13 protein-coding genes are annotated in these 15,714 nt (G+C 70.5%); 11 read left to right on the top strand and 2 right to left on the bottom strand.

Annotated elements, in window-relative coordinates; genetic code table 11:
- Positions 1–37: 37 nt before the first annotated feature.
- Complete coding sequence (locus OG707_RS02290; RefSeq protein WP_329113757.1) at positions 38–1,213, bottom strand: TetR/AcrR family transcriptional regulator; 1,176 nt, start codon at positions 1,211–1,213, stop codon at positions 38–40.
- Between the two features lie 201 nt (positions 1,214–1,414).
- On the opposite strand from OG707_RS02290, the gene OG707_RS02285 reads away from it, so the two are divergent.
- The 3 genes from OG707_RS02285 (at position 1,415) to OG707_RS02275 (ending at position 5,109) form a co-directional block, all read left to right on the top strand.
- Complete coding sequence (locus OG707_RS02285; RefSeq protein ID WP_329113755.1) at positions 1,415–2,710, top strand: MFS transporter; 1,296 nt, start codon at positions 1,415–1,417, stop codon at positions 2,708–2,710.
- Between the two features lie 99 nt (positions 2,711–2,809).
- Complete coding sequence (locus OG707_RS02280; protein ID WP_329113753.1) at positions 2,810–3,967, top strand: acyl-CoA dehydrogenase family protein; 1,158 nt, start codon at positions 2,810–2,812, stop codon at positions 3,965–3,967.
- Positions 3,964–5,109 carry a CaiB/BaiF CoA transferase family protein gene (locus OG707_RS02275; RefSeq protein WP_329113751.1) on the top strand — a complete coding sequence of 382 codons (1,146 nt, stop codon included), beginning with the start codon at positions 3,964–3,966 and terminating at the stop codon, positions 5,107–5,109. The genes OG707_RS02280 and OG707_RS02275 overlap by 4 nt, the downstream gene beginning before the upstream one ends.
- Positions 5,110–5,167: 58 nt before the next feature.
- Here OG707_RS02275 and OG707_RS02270 read toward each other — a convergent pair whose 3' ends face one another.
- On the bottom strand, positions 5,168–6,340 hold the full coding sequence (locus OG707_RS02270; RefSeq protein WP_329113749.1) for a thiolase family protein: 1,173 nt from the start codon (positions 6,338–6,340) through the stop codon (positions 5,168–5,170).
- A 154-nt stretch (positions 6,341–6,494) separates the two neighbouring features.
- On the opposite strand from OG707_RS02270, the gene OG707_RS02265 reads away from it, so the two are divergent.
- From OG707_RS02265 to OG707_RS02230, 8 genes are read left to right on the top strand one after another with little or no spacing between them, the layout of a single operon-like run.
- Entirely contained in the window at positions 6,495–7,652 is a 1,158-nt protein-coding gene (locus OG707_RS02265) for an acyl-CoA dehydrogenase family protein (RefSeq protein WP_329113747.1), read from the top strand.
- Between the two features lie 21 nt (positions 7,653–7,673).
- Complete coding sequence (locus OG707_RS02260; RefSeq protein WP_329113745.1) at positions 7,674–8,438, top strand: SDR family NAD(P)-dependent oxidoreductase; 765 nt, start codon at positions 7,674–7,676, stop codon at positions 8,436–8,438.
- A gap of 30 nt (positions 8,439–8,468) precedes the next feature.
- Entirely contained in the window at positions 8,469–9,236 is a 768-nt protein-coding gene (gene fabG, locus OG707_RS02255) for a 3-oxoacyl-ACP reductase FabG (protein WP_329113743.1), read from the top strand.
- A 50-nt stretch (positions 9,237–9,286) separates the two neighbouring features.
- Positions 9,287–10,831, top strand: coding sequence for an AMP-binding protein (locus OG707_RS02250; protein ID WP_329113741.1), 1,545 nt, complete (start codon positions 9,287–9,289; stop codon positions 10,829–10,831).
- A 16-nt stretch (positions 10,832–10,847) separates the two neighbouring features.
- Entirely contained in the window at positions 10,848–11,630 is a 783-nt protein-coding gene (locus tag OG707_RS02245) for an enoyl-CoA hydratase/isomerase family protein (protein WP_329113740.1), read from the top strand.
- Between the two features lie 34 nt (positions 11,631–11,664).
- Positions 11,665–12,786, top strand: a complete 1,122-nt coding sequence (locus tag OG707_RS02240; RefSeq protein ID WP_329113738.1) for an acyl-CoA dehydrogenase family protein — start codon at positions 11,665–11,667, stop codon at positions 12,784–12,786.
- On the top strand, positions 12,783–13,763 hold the full coding sequence (locus tag OG707_RS02235; protein WP_329113736.1) for an acyl-CoA dehydrogenase family protein: 981 nt from the start codon (positions 12,783–12,785) through the stop codon (positions 13,761–13,763). The genes OG707_RS02240 and OG707_RS02235 overlap by 4 nt, the downstream gene beginning before the upstream one ends.
- 14 nt (positions 13,764–13,777) lie before the next feature.
- Positions 13,778–15,646 (top strand): alkyl/aryl-sulfatase, encoded by a 1,869-nt coding sequence (locus tag OG707_RS02230; RefSeq protein ID WP_329113734.1) that lies wholly within the window; start codon positions 13,778–13,780, stop codon positions 15,644–15,646.
- Positions 15,647–15,714 lie beyond the last annotated feature (68 nt).

Genomic DNA, 15,714 nt, shown 5'->3' with positions numbered 1-15,714 from the left:
ACGGGCGCGGGCCTCCCCTCGGGGAGGCCCGCGCCCGCTACGCCAGCAGCAGCGCGGTGCCGATCTCGGCGAGGCGGTCCGCGAGATCCGGGCGCTCGCCGGACGATCCGGTACGCGCCGCGTTGTCGACGACCGTGAGCAGCGCGAGGACGACGATCCTGGCCTCGGCCGTCTCAAGACCCGGCCGCACCTCGTCGAGCAGCCGCACCCACAGCGCGACGTACTCGCGCTGCCCCTGCCGTGCCGTCTTCTGCTCCTTCTCGGGCAGCTGGTCCAGCTCCCCGATGAGCAGACCCATCAAGTGGCTCTGGTCCAGGGCGAATTCGATGTACGAGCGCAGCAGCCGGTCCAGGGTCTCGCGCGGCGTGCCCGCCTGGGCCAGGGCCTGCGCCGTGCCCGCCCTGCGCTGCTCGCCGCCCCGTACGACGGCGGCGACGAGCAGGTCGGTCTTGGTGGGGAAGTGCTTGTAGATGCTGGGGCCCGTCGCGCCGGCCGCCTCGCCGATGTCGTCGGTGCTCACGGACTGGAAGCCCCGCTCGTCGAAGAGACGGATCGCCTCCACGAGGATCTCCTCCCGGCGCGAGACCGCGAGCCCCGCGAAGGTGCCGCCCGCCGGACTCGCCGCGGCGGAGGGTCCGTTGCCGAGGGGGCAGTGCGCCGTGGCGTACGCCAGCCGGTACAGGAGCTCCTCGAAGCGGCGGCGGGGGAGCGAGGTGCGGTGCCAGGAGATGGAGCCGAAGACCGCGAGGACCGCCCAGGCGAGCAGTTGCCGGTCGGAGTGGTCGAGTTCGGGGCGCTCGCCGTGGATGAGCGTGCCGATCCCCTCGGCGATGGTGTTGAGGGCGCGCCGTTGCTCCTCGCGCCGTTCCTCCGGCAGATGGCGTGCCTCGCGCTGCCACAGGACCGCCGAACCCCGCCGGTCCATGGCGCGGGCCGCCGTGGACCGCAGATAGGTGTCGAGGTCGGGCGCCTCCTCGACGGAGGCCGCGAGGGTGCCGATCGTGGTGTCGACGACCTGGAACAGCAGATCGGGCTTGCCGCGGAAGTGCCGATAGAGCGCCGGTGCGGTGATGCCGACCTCGGCCGCGACGTCGGCCACCGAGACGTTGTGGTAGCCGCGATCGCGGAAGAGCCCGGCTGCGGCCGAGACGATACGTGCCTTGCGGTCCGGTGGTCTGCGGGTGGTCGTCCGCCCCGACGCTTCCGTCTGCATCCCAGTTCGCCCCTCGCCGTCGGTCACTCTGGGTAAAGATACAGCGCTCGCCCGTGCAGTGCCCGGTCGAGGCTGACAAGTTAAGCAAAAATCACTCTTGCGTCCACATCTTCGGGTTGTTCGCTCAAAGTCTTGTGCGGGTAGGTGAGCGGTGATTCACTTCCGGCTCACCTCAGCCCCGCTGGACCAGGGAGTGCCGCCATGTCCGTCGAACAGCAAGAAGCGCCCCGCACCGGTCTGCCGCCTGCGGCCGGGCGGCGGGCGTGGACCGTCCTCGCGCTGCTGGTCTGTCTGATGCTCGTCAACTTCGCCGACAAGGTCGTCGTCGGCCTCTCCGGAGTGAGCATGAAGAAGGAACTGGGCCTGGACAGCGCCCAGTTCGGGGTGATCCAGAGCAGCTTCTTCTGGCTGTTCGCCCTGGGGTCCGTCCTGGGCGGCTGGCTCGGCACCCGGGTGCGGGCGCGATGGCTGCTGGCGGGTGTCAGTGCGTTGTGGGTCCTGAGCCTCGCTCCCATGGCGGCCCAGGTCGGCTTCACCACGATCGTCGTCTGCCGGGCGATGCTCGGCTTCGCGGAGGGGCCGACGGTCGCGCTGGCGATGCAGGTCGTGCACTCGTGGTTCCCCGCCCACCGCAGGACCGTGCCCAGCTCGATCGTCATCGCCGGCGCGGGGGTCGGCCCGCTGATCGCCGCACCCGTGCTGACCTGGGTCATCGACACGCACTCCTGGCATGCGGCGTTCGCGGTCCTCGCGGTCTGCGGCGCGGTGGTCGCGCTGCTCTGGCTGCTCGGCGGCGATTCCGGGCCCGAGCACGCGTCCGCCGGGAGCGCGACAACGACGGTTCTTCCCGAACGGGTGCCGCTGCGGCGGCTGTTCTCGACCGGAACGCTCATCGGCATGCTGCTGCTGTTCTTCGTCGCCTACGCCAACACCGCCGTCGGCGTCAGCTGGCTGCCGCTCTATCTGCGCGAGGGCCTCGGCTACGACTCCGGCACCGCGAGCCGGCTGGTCGCGCTGCCCTTCCTGGGGTCCGCGGTGGCAGTGATCCTCGTCGGTGTGCTCTCCAGTTCGCTCACCCGCAGGGGAGTCCGCAACCGGATCACCCGCGGCATCCTGCCCGGGGTGATGGTCCTGGCCTCGGGGATCTGCACGGTCGCCTTCGCCTCGCTGGACCGCGGGGTGCCGCAGATGGTGCTGCTCGTACTTGCGGCCTGCCTGAACTCCGCCGGGTACGGCGTCGCCTTCGCCGCCCTCGCCGATGTGGCGCCGGTGAAGCAGCGCGGCACCGTTTTCGGGATCGTCACCGGCGTCTACAGCCTCGGTGGCGTCGTGGCCCCGCTCGTGATCGGCGGACTGGTCGACTCGGGCACCTCGGCCGCGGCCGGTTACGGGAACGGCTTCCTGATCCTCGGCCTCACGATGTGCGTCGGTGCCGCGATCGCCCTGCTGCTCGTCGACCCCGACCGCGACGCTGCCGCGCTCTCGGCACGCTTCTGATGCGTTGAAAACGTCGAAGACTGCACTGGAGAGGCTTGACACCAGGCCAAACGGGCAAGAAAGTGAATCAGCAATAACCGGTAGGTGGAGGGCTGAATCATGAAGCGCACGGTGTACAACGAGGACCACGAGGCCTTCCGGTCCGTCGTCCGGGACTTCATCGCCAAGGAAGTGACCCCGCACTACGCGCAGTGGGAGGCGGACAACCGCGTCCCGCGCACGCTGTTCCGTCAGCTCGGCGAGCTCGGTGTCATGGGCTTCGGCATCCCCGAGGAGTACGGCGGCCCGGGGGAGACCAGCTACAAGTACCAGACGGTGATCGCCGAGGAGTGCGCGCGTGCCGCCGTCTCCTTCGGCCACTACACGGTCACCACCGGCATCGTCCTGCCGTACCTCCTCGGCATCGCCGACGACGCACAGAAGGAGCGCTGGCTCCCGGGCATCGCCGCGGGCGACATCACGCTGTGCATCGCGATGACCGAGCCGGGCACCGGATCCGACCTCGCGGGCATCCGCACCAAGGCCGAACTGTCCGAGGACGGCACGCACTACGTCCTCAACGGAGCCAAGACCTTCATCACCGGCGCCCTCAACTCCGAGCTGTGCATCGTCGCCGCCCGCACCTCCGCGCCCACCGCCGAGGACCGCCGCTTCGGCCTGACCCTGCTGGTCGTTCCGACGGACAGCGAGGGCTTCGGCTACGGCCGCAAGCTCGACAAGATCGGCCTGCGCGCCAGCGACACCTCCGAACTCTCCTTCACCGACGTCCGGGTGCCGGTGGAGAACGTCCTCGGCGAGGTGGGGAAGGGCTTCTCGTACCTGGGGAACAACCTGGCCCGCGAGCGTCTGTCCATCGGTGTCGGCGGAGTCGCGACGGCGAGTGCCGCCATCGGTTTCGCGAAGGCGTACGTCCAGGAGCGCCAGGTCTTCGGCAAGCCGGTCGCCGCGTTCCAGAACACCAAGTTCGTGCTCGCCGAGTGCGCCGCCGAGGTCGAGGCCGCCCAGGCCATGGTCGACAAGGGCATCGAGCTCGACGACACCCATGAGCTGTCGCCGGCGGACGCCGCGAAGATCAAGCTGTTCTGCACCGAGGTCGCCGGCCGTGTCATCGACAAGTGCCTCCAACTGCACGGCGGTTACGGGTACATGCTCGAATACCCGATCGCCCGCCTCTACGCCGACACCCGTGTCTCACGGATCTACGGCGGCACCAGCGAGGTCATGAAGACCATCATCGCCAAGGACCTCGGACTGTGAGCACCGCACCCTCGGCCGCCGGCCCGCTGGCCGGCATCCGCGTCGTCGAACTCGGCGGCATCGGCCCCGGCCCCTTCGCCGGCATGCTCCTCGCCGACCAGGGTGCCGAAGTCATCCGCATCGACCGCCCCGCCGAGGCCGGCACCGCATCGCGGCACCCGATCCTGCACCGGGGGCGCCGCTCGGTGACGCTCGATCTGAAGGATCCGGCGAGCATCGAGGCCGTACGCGCCCTCATCGACACCGCCGACGCCCTCATCGAGGGCTTCCGCCCCGGCGTCGCCGAGCGGCTCGGGCTCGGACCCGACGCCTGTCTCTCCCGTAACCCCAAACTGGTCTACGGGCGGATGACCGGCTGGGGCCAGGACGGGCCGCTCGCGCAGGCGCCCGGGCATGACATCAACTACATCGCGGTCGCGGGCGCGCTCGGCGCGCTCGGTGCGGCGGACGAGAACCCGCCCGTCCCGCTCAACCTCTTCGGCGACATGGGCGGCGGCGGCATGCTGGTGGCCCTGGGCATCACCACCGCGCTGGTCAGTGCCGGGCGCACGGGCACGGGGCAGGTCGTCGACGCCGCGATGACCGACGGAACGGCGATCCAACTCTCTTTGATCCACGGCCTGTTGGCGGTCGGCCGCTGGAAGGACGAGCGCGCGTCGAATCTCTTCGACGGGGCGGCGCCCTTCTACCGCACCTATCGCACCTCCGACGGCGGCCACATGGCCGTCGGCAGCGTGGAGCCGCAGTTCTACGCCGAACTCCTGCGCGTCCTCGGCCTCACCGACGACCCGCTCTTCGCATCCCAGCACGACCAGGGCGGCTGGCCCGCCATGTCCGCGCGCCTCGACGAGGTCTTCGCCGCCCGCACCCGCGAGGAGTGGACGACGGCCTTCGACGGTACGCAGTCGTGCGTCACGCCGGTGTACGGACTGACCGAGGCCGCCACCCATCCGCACAACGTGGCCCGCGGCACGTACTACACGGAGAACGGACTCCTGCAGCCCGCTCCCGCCCCGCGTTTCCAGGGCACCCCGGCCTCCGTGCCGCGGCCCGCCCCGGTGGTCGGTGTGCACACCAGGGAAGTGCTGGAGGAGATCGGGCTGGACGCGTCCGTCGTCGACAGCCTGGCGCCGAAGCGCTGAGCACATGGAAAGGGGGGTGCAGCCGAGGCCGCACCCCCCTTCCCGTGTGCCGTGAAGGTCAGAGGAGTTCGAGGATCGTCGCGTTCGCCATGCCGCCCGCCTCGCACATCGCCTGCAGTCCGTAGCGGATGTTGTTGTCCCGCATGTGGTGCACCAGCGTCGTCATCAGGCGTGCACCGGAGCCGCCCAGCGGGTGGCCGATCGCCATGGCACCGCCGAGCGGGTTCATCAGGTCGTAGTCGGCGCCGGTCTCCTTCAGCCAGGCCAGGGTCACCGGGGCGAAGGCCTCGTTGATCTCGAAGGCGCCGATGTCGCCGATCGACAGGCCGGAGCGCTTGAGGGCCTTGGCGGTCGCCGGGGCCGGGCCGAGCGCCATCGTCACCGGGTCGCAGCCGGCGAGAACGGCCGTGTGCACCCGGGCGATCGGGGTCCAGCCGCTGCGGTGGGCGATCTCGGAGGTGGTGACGAGGAGCGCCGCGGCGCCGTCGGAGATCTGCGAGGAGTTCGCCGCGCTGACCACGCCGTCTTCCTTGAATGGGGTCTTCAGACCGGCGAGCTTCTCCAGGGTGGAGCCGCGCCTGATGCCCTCGTCGGTGTCGAAGACGCGCGTCGTGCCGTCCGCGTCGGTGACCGTGACCGGCGTGATCTGGGAGGTGAAGCGGCCCTCGTCGACGGACTTGGCCGCGCGCTCGTGCGAGTCCAGGGCGTGCTGGTCGAGCTCCGTACGCGTAAAGCCGTACTGCGCGGCGATGAGCTCGGCGCCCACACCCTGGTCGAACTCGCCGCCCTCGGGGAAGTAGCGGTCGCGCACCCTCGGTCCGTACGGCTGTCCGGCACCCGGGACGCTGCGGGCCGAGCCCATCGGCACCCGGCTCATCGACTCCACGCCGCCCGCGACGGCGATGTCGTACTGACCGGCGGTCACCAGGCCCGCGGCGAAGTGCACGGACTGCTGCGAGGAGCCGCAGGCGCGGGAGACGGAGACACCGGGGACCGACTCCGGCCAGCCGGCCGCGAGAGCCGCGAACCTGCCGACGACGCCCGCCTGTTCGCCGACCTGCGACACGGTGCCCCAGACGACGTCGTCGACGGCGGACGGGTCGAGGCCGTTGCGCTCGGCGAGAGCGGTCAGGACGTGGGCGGAGAGATCGACGGGGTGGATGGCCGAGAGGGAACCGCCGCGCCTGCCGACGGGGGTCCGCACGGCATCGACGATCACTGCGTCACGCATGAGCTGCTCCTGAGGGAAGGGGAAAGTAGCCACTAAGTTATTCCAAGCTAACCTGAGTGTCTAGAACTTCTCTCCCGCCGCGAACGCCTTGACAGCGCGGCAAACGGGCATGAAAGTGAAGACCGGCTAACCCAAGATCGGGAGAGAGGCAGTCATGCCGCGCACGGTGTACAACGAGGAGCACGAGGCGTTCCGGGAGATGGTGCGGAGCTTCCTGGCCAAGGAGGCGGTACCGCACCTGCAGGACTGGGTGGCGGCGAAGGCCGTGCCGCGCGACTTCTACCGCAGGCTCGGCGAGCTCGGTCTCCTCGGCATGGAGGTGCCCGAGGAGTACGGCGGCGGAGGCCAGAGCGGCCACCACTTCGGTGCCGTGCTCGCGGAGGAGGTCGCCCGGGCCGGAGCCACTCTCGGCACCGCGATGACGCACTCCAACATCATCCTGCCGTACCTGCTCCACTTCGGGACCGAGGAGCAGAAGCAGCGCTGGGTCCCCGGCTGCGTCTCCGGCGACCTCATGCTCTCCATCGCGATGACCGAGCCCGGCACGGGCTCGGACCTGGCCGGAATCCAGACGAAGGCGCAGCTTTCCGAGGACGGCACGCACTACGTCCTCAATGGAGCCAAGACCTTCATCACCGGCGGCACGCAGTGCGATCTCGTCCTGGTGGTCTGCCGTACGGCGCCCGCCCCCGCGGACAACCGCCGCCTGGGCCTGTCGATTCTGGTCGTGGACGCCAGGAGCGAGGGCTTCGCCGTCGGCCGCAGCCTGCACAAGATCGGCCTGCACGCATCCGACACCGCCGAACTCTCCTTCACCGACGTGAAGGTGCCGGTGGAGAACCTCCTCGGCGTCGAGGGCGAGGGCTTCTTCTGCCTCGGCAGGAACCTGGCCCGCGAGCGCCTCGTGATCGCCGTCCAGGCCGCCGCCGCAGCCGACGCGGCCGTCTCGTTCGCCCGCGACTACACCCGGGACCGCACCGTCTTCGGCAAGTCCGTGGCGTCCTTCCAGAACACCAAGTTCGTGCTCGCCGAGTGCGCCACCGAGGTCGAAGCGGCCAGGCTCATGGCGTACGAGGCCCTGGAGCGCGACGCGGCGGGCGAGCTCGGCGCCGACTACGCGGCCATGGCCAAGCTCCTGTGCACCGAGACCGCGGGCCGCGTCATCGACAAGTGCCTCCAGCTGCACGGCGGTTACGGCTACATGCTCGAATACCCGATCGCCCGCCTCTACGCCGACACCCGCGTCATGCGGATCTACGGCGGCACCAGCGAAGTCATGAAGACCATCATCGCCAAGTCCATCGGCCTCTGAAACCGGAACGGAACCAGCATCATGCAGATCAACGGAGTCTCCGCCGTCGTCACCGGCGGCGCATCGGGCCTGGGCCTCGCCACCGTCAAGCGCCTCATCGACCAGGGCGCCCACGTCGTCCTGCTGGACCTGCCCACCTCCGCGGGCGAGCAGATCGCCAAGGAGCTCGGCGAGCGCGCACACTTCGTCGCCGGTGACGTCCGCAGCGCGGACGACGCCGCCCGCGCCGTCGCGACCGCGGCCGCCCAGGCGCCCCTGCGCATCACCGTCAACTGTGCGGGCCTCGGCAAGGGCGGCCGCACCGTCAAGCGCGACGGCACTCCGTACGCCCTCGAGGACTTCGAGTTCGTCGTCGGCGTCAACCTCATCGGCACCTTCAACGTGCTGCGCCTGGCCGCCGCCGAGATGGCGAAGACCGAGGAGGTCGACGGCGAGCGCGGCGTCATCATCAACACCGCATCTGCTGCCGCGTACGAGGGCCAGATCGGCCAGTGCGCCTACTCCGCCTCCAAGGCAGGCATCGTCGGGATGACCCTGCCGATCGCCCGCGACCTGGCCGCCGCCAAGATCCGCGTGATGACCATCGCCCCCGGACTCTTCTCCACCCCGCTGCTCAACAAGAAGCCGCAGGAGTTCCTCGACGCGCTCGGTGCCCAGGTCCCGCACCCCTCGCGGCTCGGCGACCCCTCCGAGTACGCCCACCTGGCGACGTCCATCATCGAGAACCCGATGCTCAACGGCGAGACGATCCGCCTCGACGGCGCCATCCGCATGGCCCCCAAGTAGACCGTCCACCACCGGAGTTGAGAGCAGCACATGACTGAGAGCACTTCCCGCCGGCGGGTGGCGGTCGTCACCGGCGCGGCCCGGGGCATCGGCGCCGCCACCGCGGCGCGCCTGGCGCGCGACGGATTCGACGTCGCCGTGTTCGACCTGGACGAGGCCGCCTGCGCCCGTACCGTCGAAGGCATCGAGAAGGAGGGCGGCCGCGCCCTCGCCGTCGGCTGCGACGTCTCGGACCCCGAGCAGGTCGAGGCCGGTGTCGCCAGGGTCGCCGCCGAACTCGGCGCCCCCGCCGTACTGGTGAACAACGCCGGCATCATCCGCGACAACCTCATCTTCAAGATGACCCCGCAGGACTTCGACTCCGTCGTCGGCGTCCACTTGCGCGGCGCGTTCCTGATGGCGAAGGCCTGCCAGAGCCACATGGTCGACGCGAAGTGGGGGCGGATCGTCAACATGTCCTCCTCCGCCGCGCTCGGCAACCGCGGCCAGTCCAACTACTCCTCCGCCAAGGCCGGCCTCCAGGCGCTCACCAAGACCCTCGCCATCGAGCTCGGCCCGTTCGGCGTCACTGTCAACTGCGTGGCCCCCGGCTTCATCGCCACCGAGATGACCGAGGCCACCGCCGAGCGCATGGGCATCACCTTCGAGGAGTTCACCGACCGCTACGCCAAGACCATCCCGGTCCGCAGGGGCGGCCGCCCCGAGGACATCGCCCAGGCGGTCTCCTTCTTCGTACGCGAGGAAGCCGGATTCGTCTCCGGCCAGGTCCTCTATGTGGCCGGCGGCCCCAAGGGCTGACGCCCCGTACCGCCGGCATCCTCTGCCAACGACGATGGAGGGACTCCTTCGTGGGCCTGCACCTGCCCGACGCCATCCGCCTGCACGCACGTGAGCGCTCCACCTCGACCGCGCTCACCTGCGAAGGCCGCACCCTCTCCTACGCCGCACTCGACACCCGCTCCAACCGCGTCGCCCGCGCACTCCTGGCCGACGCCCCCGCCGGGTCCCGGATCGGCTTCCTCGCCCGTACGCGCAACGAGGCGGGCGAGATCCTGGTCGGTGCGGCCAAGGCCGGACTGGTCACCGTACCGCTCAACTGGCGCCTCGCCGCACCCGAGTTGACGGCAGTCGTGCGCGACGCCGATCTAAAAGTCCTGCTCGCCGAACCGGAGTTCCGGGACGCGGCCGACGCCGTGTGCGCGGCCGTACCCGGGCTGCGCCTGGTGGTCGTCGGGCAGTCGCAGGACCCGGAGGTCCCCTCGTACGAAACCTGGCTCGCCGCCCACCCCGACGACGACCCGGGCCGCGGCACCGCCGCCGACGCGGACGAGGTGTTCCTGCAGATCTACACCTCCGGCACCACCGGACTCCCCAAGGGCGTCCTGCTCACCCACGGCAACTTCTTCGCCGACCGGACCGAGCTGGAGGAGTACCTCTGGGACGCCGAGTCGGTGGCGCTGAACGCCCTGCCGATGTTCCACATCGGCGGCCTGGGCTGGCTGCGCGTCGCCCTGACCGCCGGCGCCAAGAGCCTGATGTTCCCGGACTTCACCCCTGACGCGGCGGCCGAGACCTTCGAGCGCGAAGGCGTCACCCACGCCTTCCTCGTCCCCTCGGTGCTGCACATGCTCACCGAACTCCCCGGGATCGAGCAGCGCGACTTCTCCCGCCTCACCCTCATCACCTACGGCTCGGCGCCCATCACCCCGGCCCTGCTGCGCCGCTCGATGACCCTCTTCGGCTGCCACTTCATGGGCAAGTACGGACTGACCGAGGGCGGCGGCACGGTCACCCAACTGCCGTCCGAGGACCACGAGGCCGACGGACCAAGGCAGTACCTGCTCAAGTCGGTGGGCCGGCCGCGCCGCGGAGTCGACGTGGTGATCGCCGACACCGTGACGGGCCTCCCGGTCGCGCCCGGCGTCCCCGGCGAAATCCGCATCCGCTCCCGCCACAACACCCCCGGGTACTGGAACCGCCCCGAGGAGACCGCCGCGCTGTACGACGCCGACGGCCTGCTGTGCACCGGAGACGGCGGATTCCTCGACGAGGACGGCTATCTGTTCCTCACCGACCGCATCAAGGACATGATCGTCAGCGGCGGCGAGAACGTGTACCCCGCCGAGGTCGAGGCCGCCCTCGCCGAGCACGAAGCGGTCTCCGAAGCCGCGGTCGTCGGCGTCCCGCACGAGGTGTGGGGCGAGGCCATCACCGCGGTCGTCGTCCTGCGGCCGGGCGCCGAACGCCCCACCGGGCAGGAGCTCATCGACTTCACCAGGGCGCGCATCGCCTCGTACAAGAAGCCCCGCCAGGTGCACTTCGTCGACGCGCTGCCCCGCAACCCCAACGGCAAGGTCCTCAAGCGCGAGCTGCGGGCCGGCCTCACCCAGTAGAGAGGGAGGGACGGCCATGGCCGATCTCGAGTACACGGTCCGCGACGGGATCGCGACCATCCTGCTCAACCGCCCCGAGCGCAAGAACGCCTTCACCATCGACATGGTGCACGCGTGGGCCGACGCCCTGGTCGAGGCGCAGCGCGACCCCGAGGTGCGCGTCATCGTCGTCACCGGCGCGGGAGGCTCCTTCTGCTCCGGCGTGGACCTCTCCGCCTTCAAGGGCGAGGAGCGAGCCCCACTGGGGGAGAAGGAACTGCTCACACAGAACGTGCACCGGGTCGCACTCGCCCTGGAGGACGTCGACAAGCCGGTGATCGCCGCGGTCCAGGGACCCGCCGTGGGCGCCGGAATGGACATGGCGCTCCTGTGCGACCTGCGGTTCGTGGGCCGCGGCGTCCGCTTCTCCGAGGGCTACATCAAGGTCGGTCTCGTACCCGGCGACGGCGGCTGCTGGCTGCTGCCCCGCGCCGTCGGCACCTCCACCGCACTGAAGCTGCTCTGGACCGGCGACTTCGTCGGCGCCGACGAGGCACTGCGCATCGGCCTGGCCGACGAGGTGTACGACGACGAGGACCTCATGGACGAGGTGTACGCGTTCGCCGCCCGCCTCGCCGAGCGCCCGCCGGTCGCCGTCCGCACCATCAAGCGCGCCGTCCGCCAGGGCGCCCGCCACGATCTGCGCACCGCACTCGACCTGATCTCGTCCCACATGGCCGTGATCACCTCCACCCAGGACTCGCAGGAGGCCTTCGCGGCCTTCCAGGAGAAGCGCCCCGGCGTCTTCACCGGCCGCTGACCACCCCACTCCTCGTACCGCCCGAAAGGCCACCATGGACCAGTCCCCAGGAACGGACTCCTGCGTACAACTGCGTGCGCAGGTCCGTCAGTTGACCGCCGAATGGCGGGACGCCGGACGCTACGCCCCCCGCAGCGACTCCTGGCTGCGCTCCTTCGACCTCGACTTCAGCAAGGAGCTCGCCGCGCGCGGGCTGATCGCCATGACGTACCCGGTGGAGTTCGGCGGAGCCGGGCGCACCAACGTCGAACGGCTCGCTGTGACCGAGGAGTTGCTGCGCGCCGGAGCCCCGGTCGCCGCGCACTGGATCGGCGACCGGCAGATCGGCCCGGCGATCCTGCGACACGGCACGCGCGCCCTCCAGGAGGAGATCGTGCCGAGGATCGCCTCGGGCGAGGCGGTCTTCTGCCTCGGCATGAGCGAGCCCGAGGCCGGCTCCGACCTCGCCTCGGTGCGTACGTCGGCCGAACCGGTGGAGGGCGGCTGGCTGGTCAACGGGCACAAGATCTGGACCACCCAGGCCCACCACGCCACCCACGCCTATCTGCTGGCCCGCACCTCGCGCGAGGAGCGCAAGCACGACGGGCTCAGCGAGTTCATCGTCGACATGGACTCCGAGGGCGTGTCGGTCACCCCGATCGTGGACCTCGCGGGCGAGCACCACTTCAACGAGGTGCGCTTCGAGAACGTCTTCGTGCCCGCGCACCGCCTCATCGGAGAGGCGGGCAAGGGCTGGAAGCAGGTCGTCGAGCAGCTCTCCTTCGAGCGCGGCGGCGCGGAGCGCTCGCTCTCCAGCTACCCCGTCCTCGTAGAGCTCGTCGCCGAGACCGCCGAGCAGCAGGACGACCGTGAACTGCACGCCCTGCTCGGCACGTTGACCGCCCGCCTCGCCGTACTGCGCAGGCTCTGCTACGAGGTCGCAGGCGCCATGGACGCGGGCCGGGCCCCCGTGCAGCAGGCCGCCGCCCTCAAGTACCTCGGCAACGCCTTCGAGCACGACGTCATCGAGGCGCTGCGCCGCACCGACCGCTGCCAGGACCCCGCCTTCGACAGCGTCTTCGGGCAGGCGCTCATCGCCTCGCCCGCCTTCAGCCTGCGCGGCGGCGCGGCCGAGGTCCTGCTCTCCCTCATCGCCCGTCAGGAGGCCCGTTCATGAGCCAGTACGCCGACGAACTGCGCAGCCTGGTCGACGACTTGGCCGCATCCGGCAACCCCGACCTCTGGAACAGCCTGGTCGGACTCGGTCTGCCGCGGGTCGGCATCGACGAGGAGCGGGGCGGCTCCGGCGGCTCCCTCGACGATCTGCTCGTGGTCGTCCAGTCGCTCGCCGGGCACGGCATCGGAGTGCCGGTCGTCGAGGCGTCCACCGCCGACTGGGTGCTCAGCCACGCGCGGGAGCTCGACGCCGAGCCGTCCACGGTCCTGCTGCTCGACAGCGCCCTCGACGCGGAGTCAGGAACGCTCACGGCCGAGCTCTCCGCCGTGCCCTGGGCCCGCGACGCGGCCCGCCTGGTGCTCTGCGCCCCGCACTCCGCGCCGCTCGTGGTGGATCTCCGCCACGCCTCGGTGACCGTGAGCCCCGTGGACAACATCGCCGGGGAACCCCGCGACACGGTGACCCTCCACGCCACACCGGCGGTCCTGCTCGAAGGCGCTCCCTCGTACGGTGCCGTACGCGAACGGCTCGCCCTCCTCTGGTCGGCGGCCGTGCTCGGCGCCGCCCACGGCGCGTACCGGCTCACCAGGTCCTATGTCGCCGAACGCGAACAGTTCGGCGCACCCCTCCTCAAGATCCCGGCCGTCGCGGGCAACCTGGCCCGGATGCGCGTCCAGCTCGTCCAGGCCGACGCCGCACTGGCCCTGGCGACCGAGGCCGCGCCGCCCGAGGGCGCGACGGAGATCGTACGGATCACCACGGCCGCGGCGGCCACCGAAATCGCCCAGATCGCCCACCAGTTGCACGGTGCCATGGGCATCACCGCCGAGTACCCCCTGCACCACCTCACCCGCCGCCTGTGGTCTTGGCGCGATGCGGTCGCCTCCGAGCGGAGCTGGGCCGAGAGCCTGGGCCGCCGGGCCGCCGAGGCGGGCGAGAGCGGCGTCTGGACCCGCATCACCGCCACCGGTCACTAGAGAGACGAGTAGCGATGCCTTCCCTCCCCGAACTCGACTGGGACGACACCACAGACCGGGTCAACGCCACGCGTGGCCTGATCGACCGGCTCGAGCCCTGTGTCGTACGCAACGAAGCGGGCCGGGTCGTCTGGGACAACGACCGCTGGGACTTCCTCACCAAGGACCAGTGCCCCGAGACCGTCCACCCCAGCCTCTGGCGGCAGAGCGGACTCAACACCGCCCAGGGCCTCTTCGAGGTCGTGCCCGGCATCTACCAGGTCCGCGGACTCGACGTCTCCAACATGACGATCGTCGAGGGCGAGAGCGGTGTCGTGGTCGTCGACCCGCTCACCTCCAAGGAGGTCGCGGCCGCCGCGCTGCAGCTCTATCGCCGCAACCGCGGCGAGCGCCCGGTGAAGGCCGTCATCTATACGCACAGCCACGGCGACCACTTCGGCGGTGTCCTCGGCGTCACCACCGCCGAGGCGGTCGCGGCCGGCGAGTGCGCGGTGATCGCGCCCGAGGGGTTCATGGACCACGCGGTGAGCGAGAACATCTTCGCCGGCCCCGCGATGCTCCGCCGCGCCGTCTACATGTACGGCCGCTCGCTGCCCGTCGGCCCGGAGGCCTCGGTCGGCTTCGGCCTGGGCCAGGCACTTTCCACCGGCACCGTGGGCCTGGTCCCGCCGACGCGGGACATCGTCCGCACCGGGCAGGAACTGGTCCTGGACGGCGTCCGGCTGGTCTTCCAGCTCACCCCCGACACCGAGGCGCCCGCGGAGATGAACTTCCATCTCCCCGAGCACCGGGTCCTCCTCATCGCCGAGAACGTCAACCACTCGCTGCACAACGTCCTCACCCTGCGCGGCGCACAGGTCCGCGACGCCCATGCGTGGGCGGCGTACATCACCGAGTCGATCCAGCTGTTCCCGGAGACCGATGTGCTCATCGGCTCCCACAACTGGCCGACCTGGGGCCGCGAGCAGGTCATGCGCATGCTGACCGAGCAGCGCGACGCGTACGCCTATCTCCACGACCAGACGGTGCGGCTGATGAACCGCGGCCTGACCGGCCCCGAGATAGCCGAGGAGATCCAGTCCTTCCCCGGCGAGCTGGGCCGGGCCTGGAACACGCGCGGCTACTACGGGTCCATCAGCCACAACGTGAAGGCGGTCTACCAGCGCTACATGGGCTGGTACGACGGAAACCCCGCCCACCTGTGGCAGCACCCGCCGGTCGAGCAGGCGAAGCGGTACGTCGCCGCGATCGGCGGCGCCGATGCCACCGTCGCCTCGGCCCGCGAGGCGTTCGAGGCCGAAGACCTGCGCTGGGCCGCCGAGTTGCTCAACCACGTCCTGTTCGCCGAGCCGGAGCACCTCGCGGCCCGAGAGCTGCAGATCGCCACGTACGAGCGGCTGGGCTTCGCCCAGGAGAACGGCACCTGGCGCAACATCTACCTCACCGGTGCCAAGGAGCTGCGCGAGGCCGGTCAGGAGAAGCGCGCCAAGGGCGCACCGCGCGGCGAGAGCGTGGACATGCTGGCCGCGCTCACCACCGGACAGCTCTTCGACTCGATGGCCGTACGGCTGCACGGCCCGCGCGCAGCGGCCCACCGGCTGCTGCTGCGCTGGGAGTTCACCGACACCGACGAGGTGTGGACGCTCCTCGTCGGCAACGGTGTGCTCACCCCGATGAAGGGCGACGCACCCGACGGAGAGGCTCCACAGCTGACCCTGCACCTGGAGCGGGCCACGTTCGACCGGATCCTCGCGCACCTGATCTCGTTCACGGACGCCATCGGATCCGGGGCCGTGACGATGGACGGCGACGCCGGTGTGCTCGCCACCTTCCACGGGCTGCTGGAGAACCCGGCGCGCAACTTCCCGATCGTCCTTCCGTAACGGCCGCACACGGCTGCGCCCCCGTCACCATCCTCTGGTGACGGGGGCGCAGCCGTATGCCCACCGTC

This window comes from Streptomyces sp. NBC_01465 (assembly GCF_036227325.1).
GTDB lineage: Bacteria > Actinomycetota > Actinomycetes > Streptomycetales > Streptomycetaceae > Streptomyces.
Note: the sequence above shows the minus strand (reverse complement) of the source record. Positions and strands in the feature narration are given on the sequence as shown.

Coding starts and splice junctions, on each gene's coding strand:
- OG707_RS02290 (WP_329113757.1), bottom strand. CDS start 1,213: ATGCAGACGGAAGCGTCGGGGCGGACGACCACCCGCAGACCACCGGAC.
- OG707_RS02285 (WP_329113755.1), top strand. CDS start 1,415: ATGTCCGTCGAACAGCAAGAAGCGCCCCGCACCGGTCTGCCGCCTGCG.
- OG707_RS02280 (WP_329113753.1), top strand. CDS start 2,810: ATGAAGCGCACGGTGTACAACGAGGACCACGAGGCCTTCCGGTCCGTC.
- OG707_RS02270 (WP_329113749.1), bottom strand. CDS start 6,340: ATGCGTGACGCAGTGATCGTCGATGCCGTGCGGACCCCCGTCGGCAGG.
- OG707_RS02265 (WP_329113747.1), top strand. CDS start 6,495: ATGCCGCGCACGGTGTACAACGAGGAGCACGAGGCGTTCCGGGAGATG.
- OG707_RS02260 (WP_329113745.1), top strand. CDS start 7,674: ATGCAGATCAACGGAGTCTCCGCCGTCGTCACCGGCGGCGCATCGGGC.
- fabG (WP_329113743.1), top strand. CDS start 8,469: ATGACTGAGAGCACTTCCCGCCGGCGGGTGGCGGTCGTCACCGGCGCG.
- OG707_RS02245 (WP_329113740.1), top strand. CDS start 10,848: ATGGCCGATCTCGAGTACACGGTCCGCGACGGGATCGCGACCATCCTG.
- OG707_RS02240 (WP_329113738.1), top strand. CDS start 11,665: ATGGACCAGTCCCCAGGAACGGACTCCTGCGTACAACTGCGTGCGCAG.
- OG707_RS02235 (WP_329113736.1), top strand. CDS start 12,783: ATGAGCCAGTACGCCGACGAACTGCGCAGCCTGGTCGACGACTTGGCC.
- OG707_RS02230 (WP_329113734.1), top strand. CDS start 13,778: ATGCCTTCCCTCCCCGAACTCGACTGGGACGACACCACAGACCGGGTC.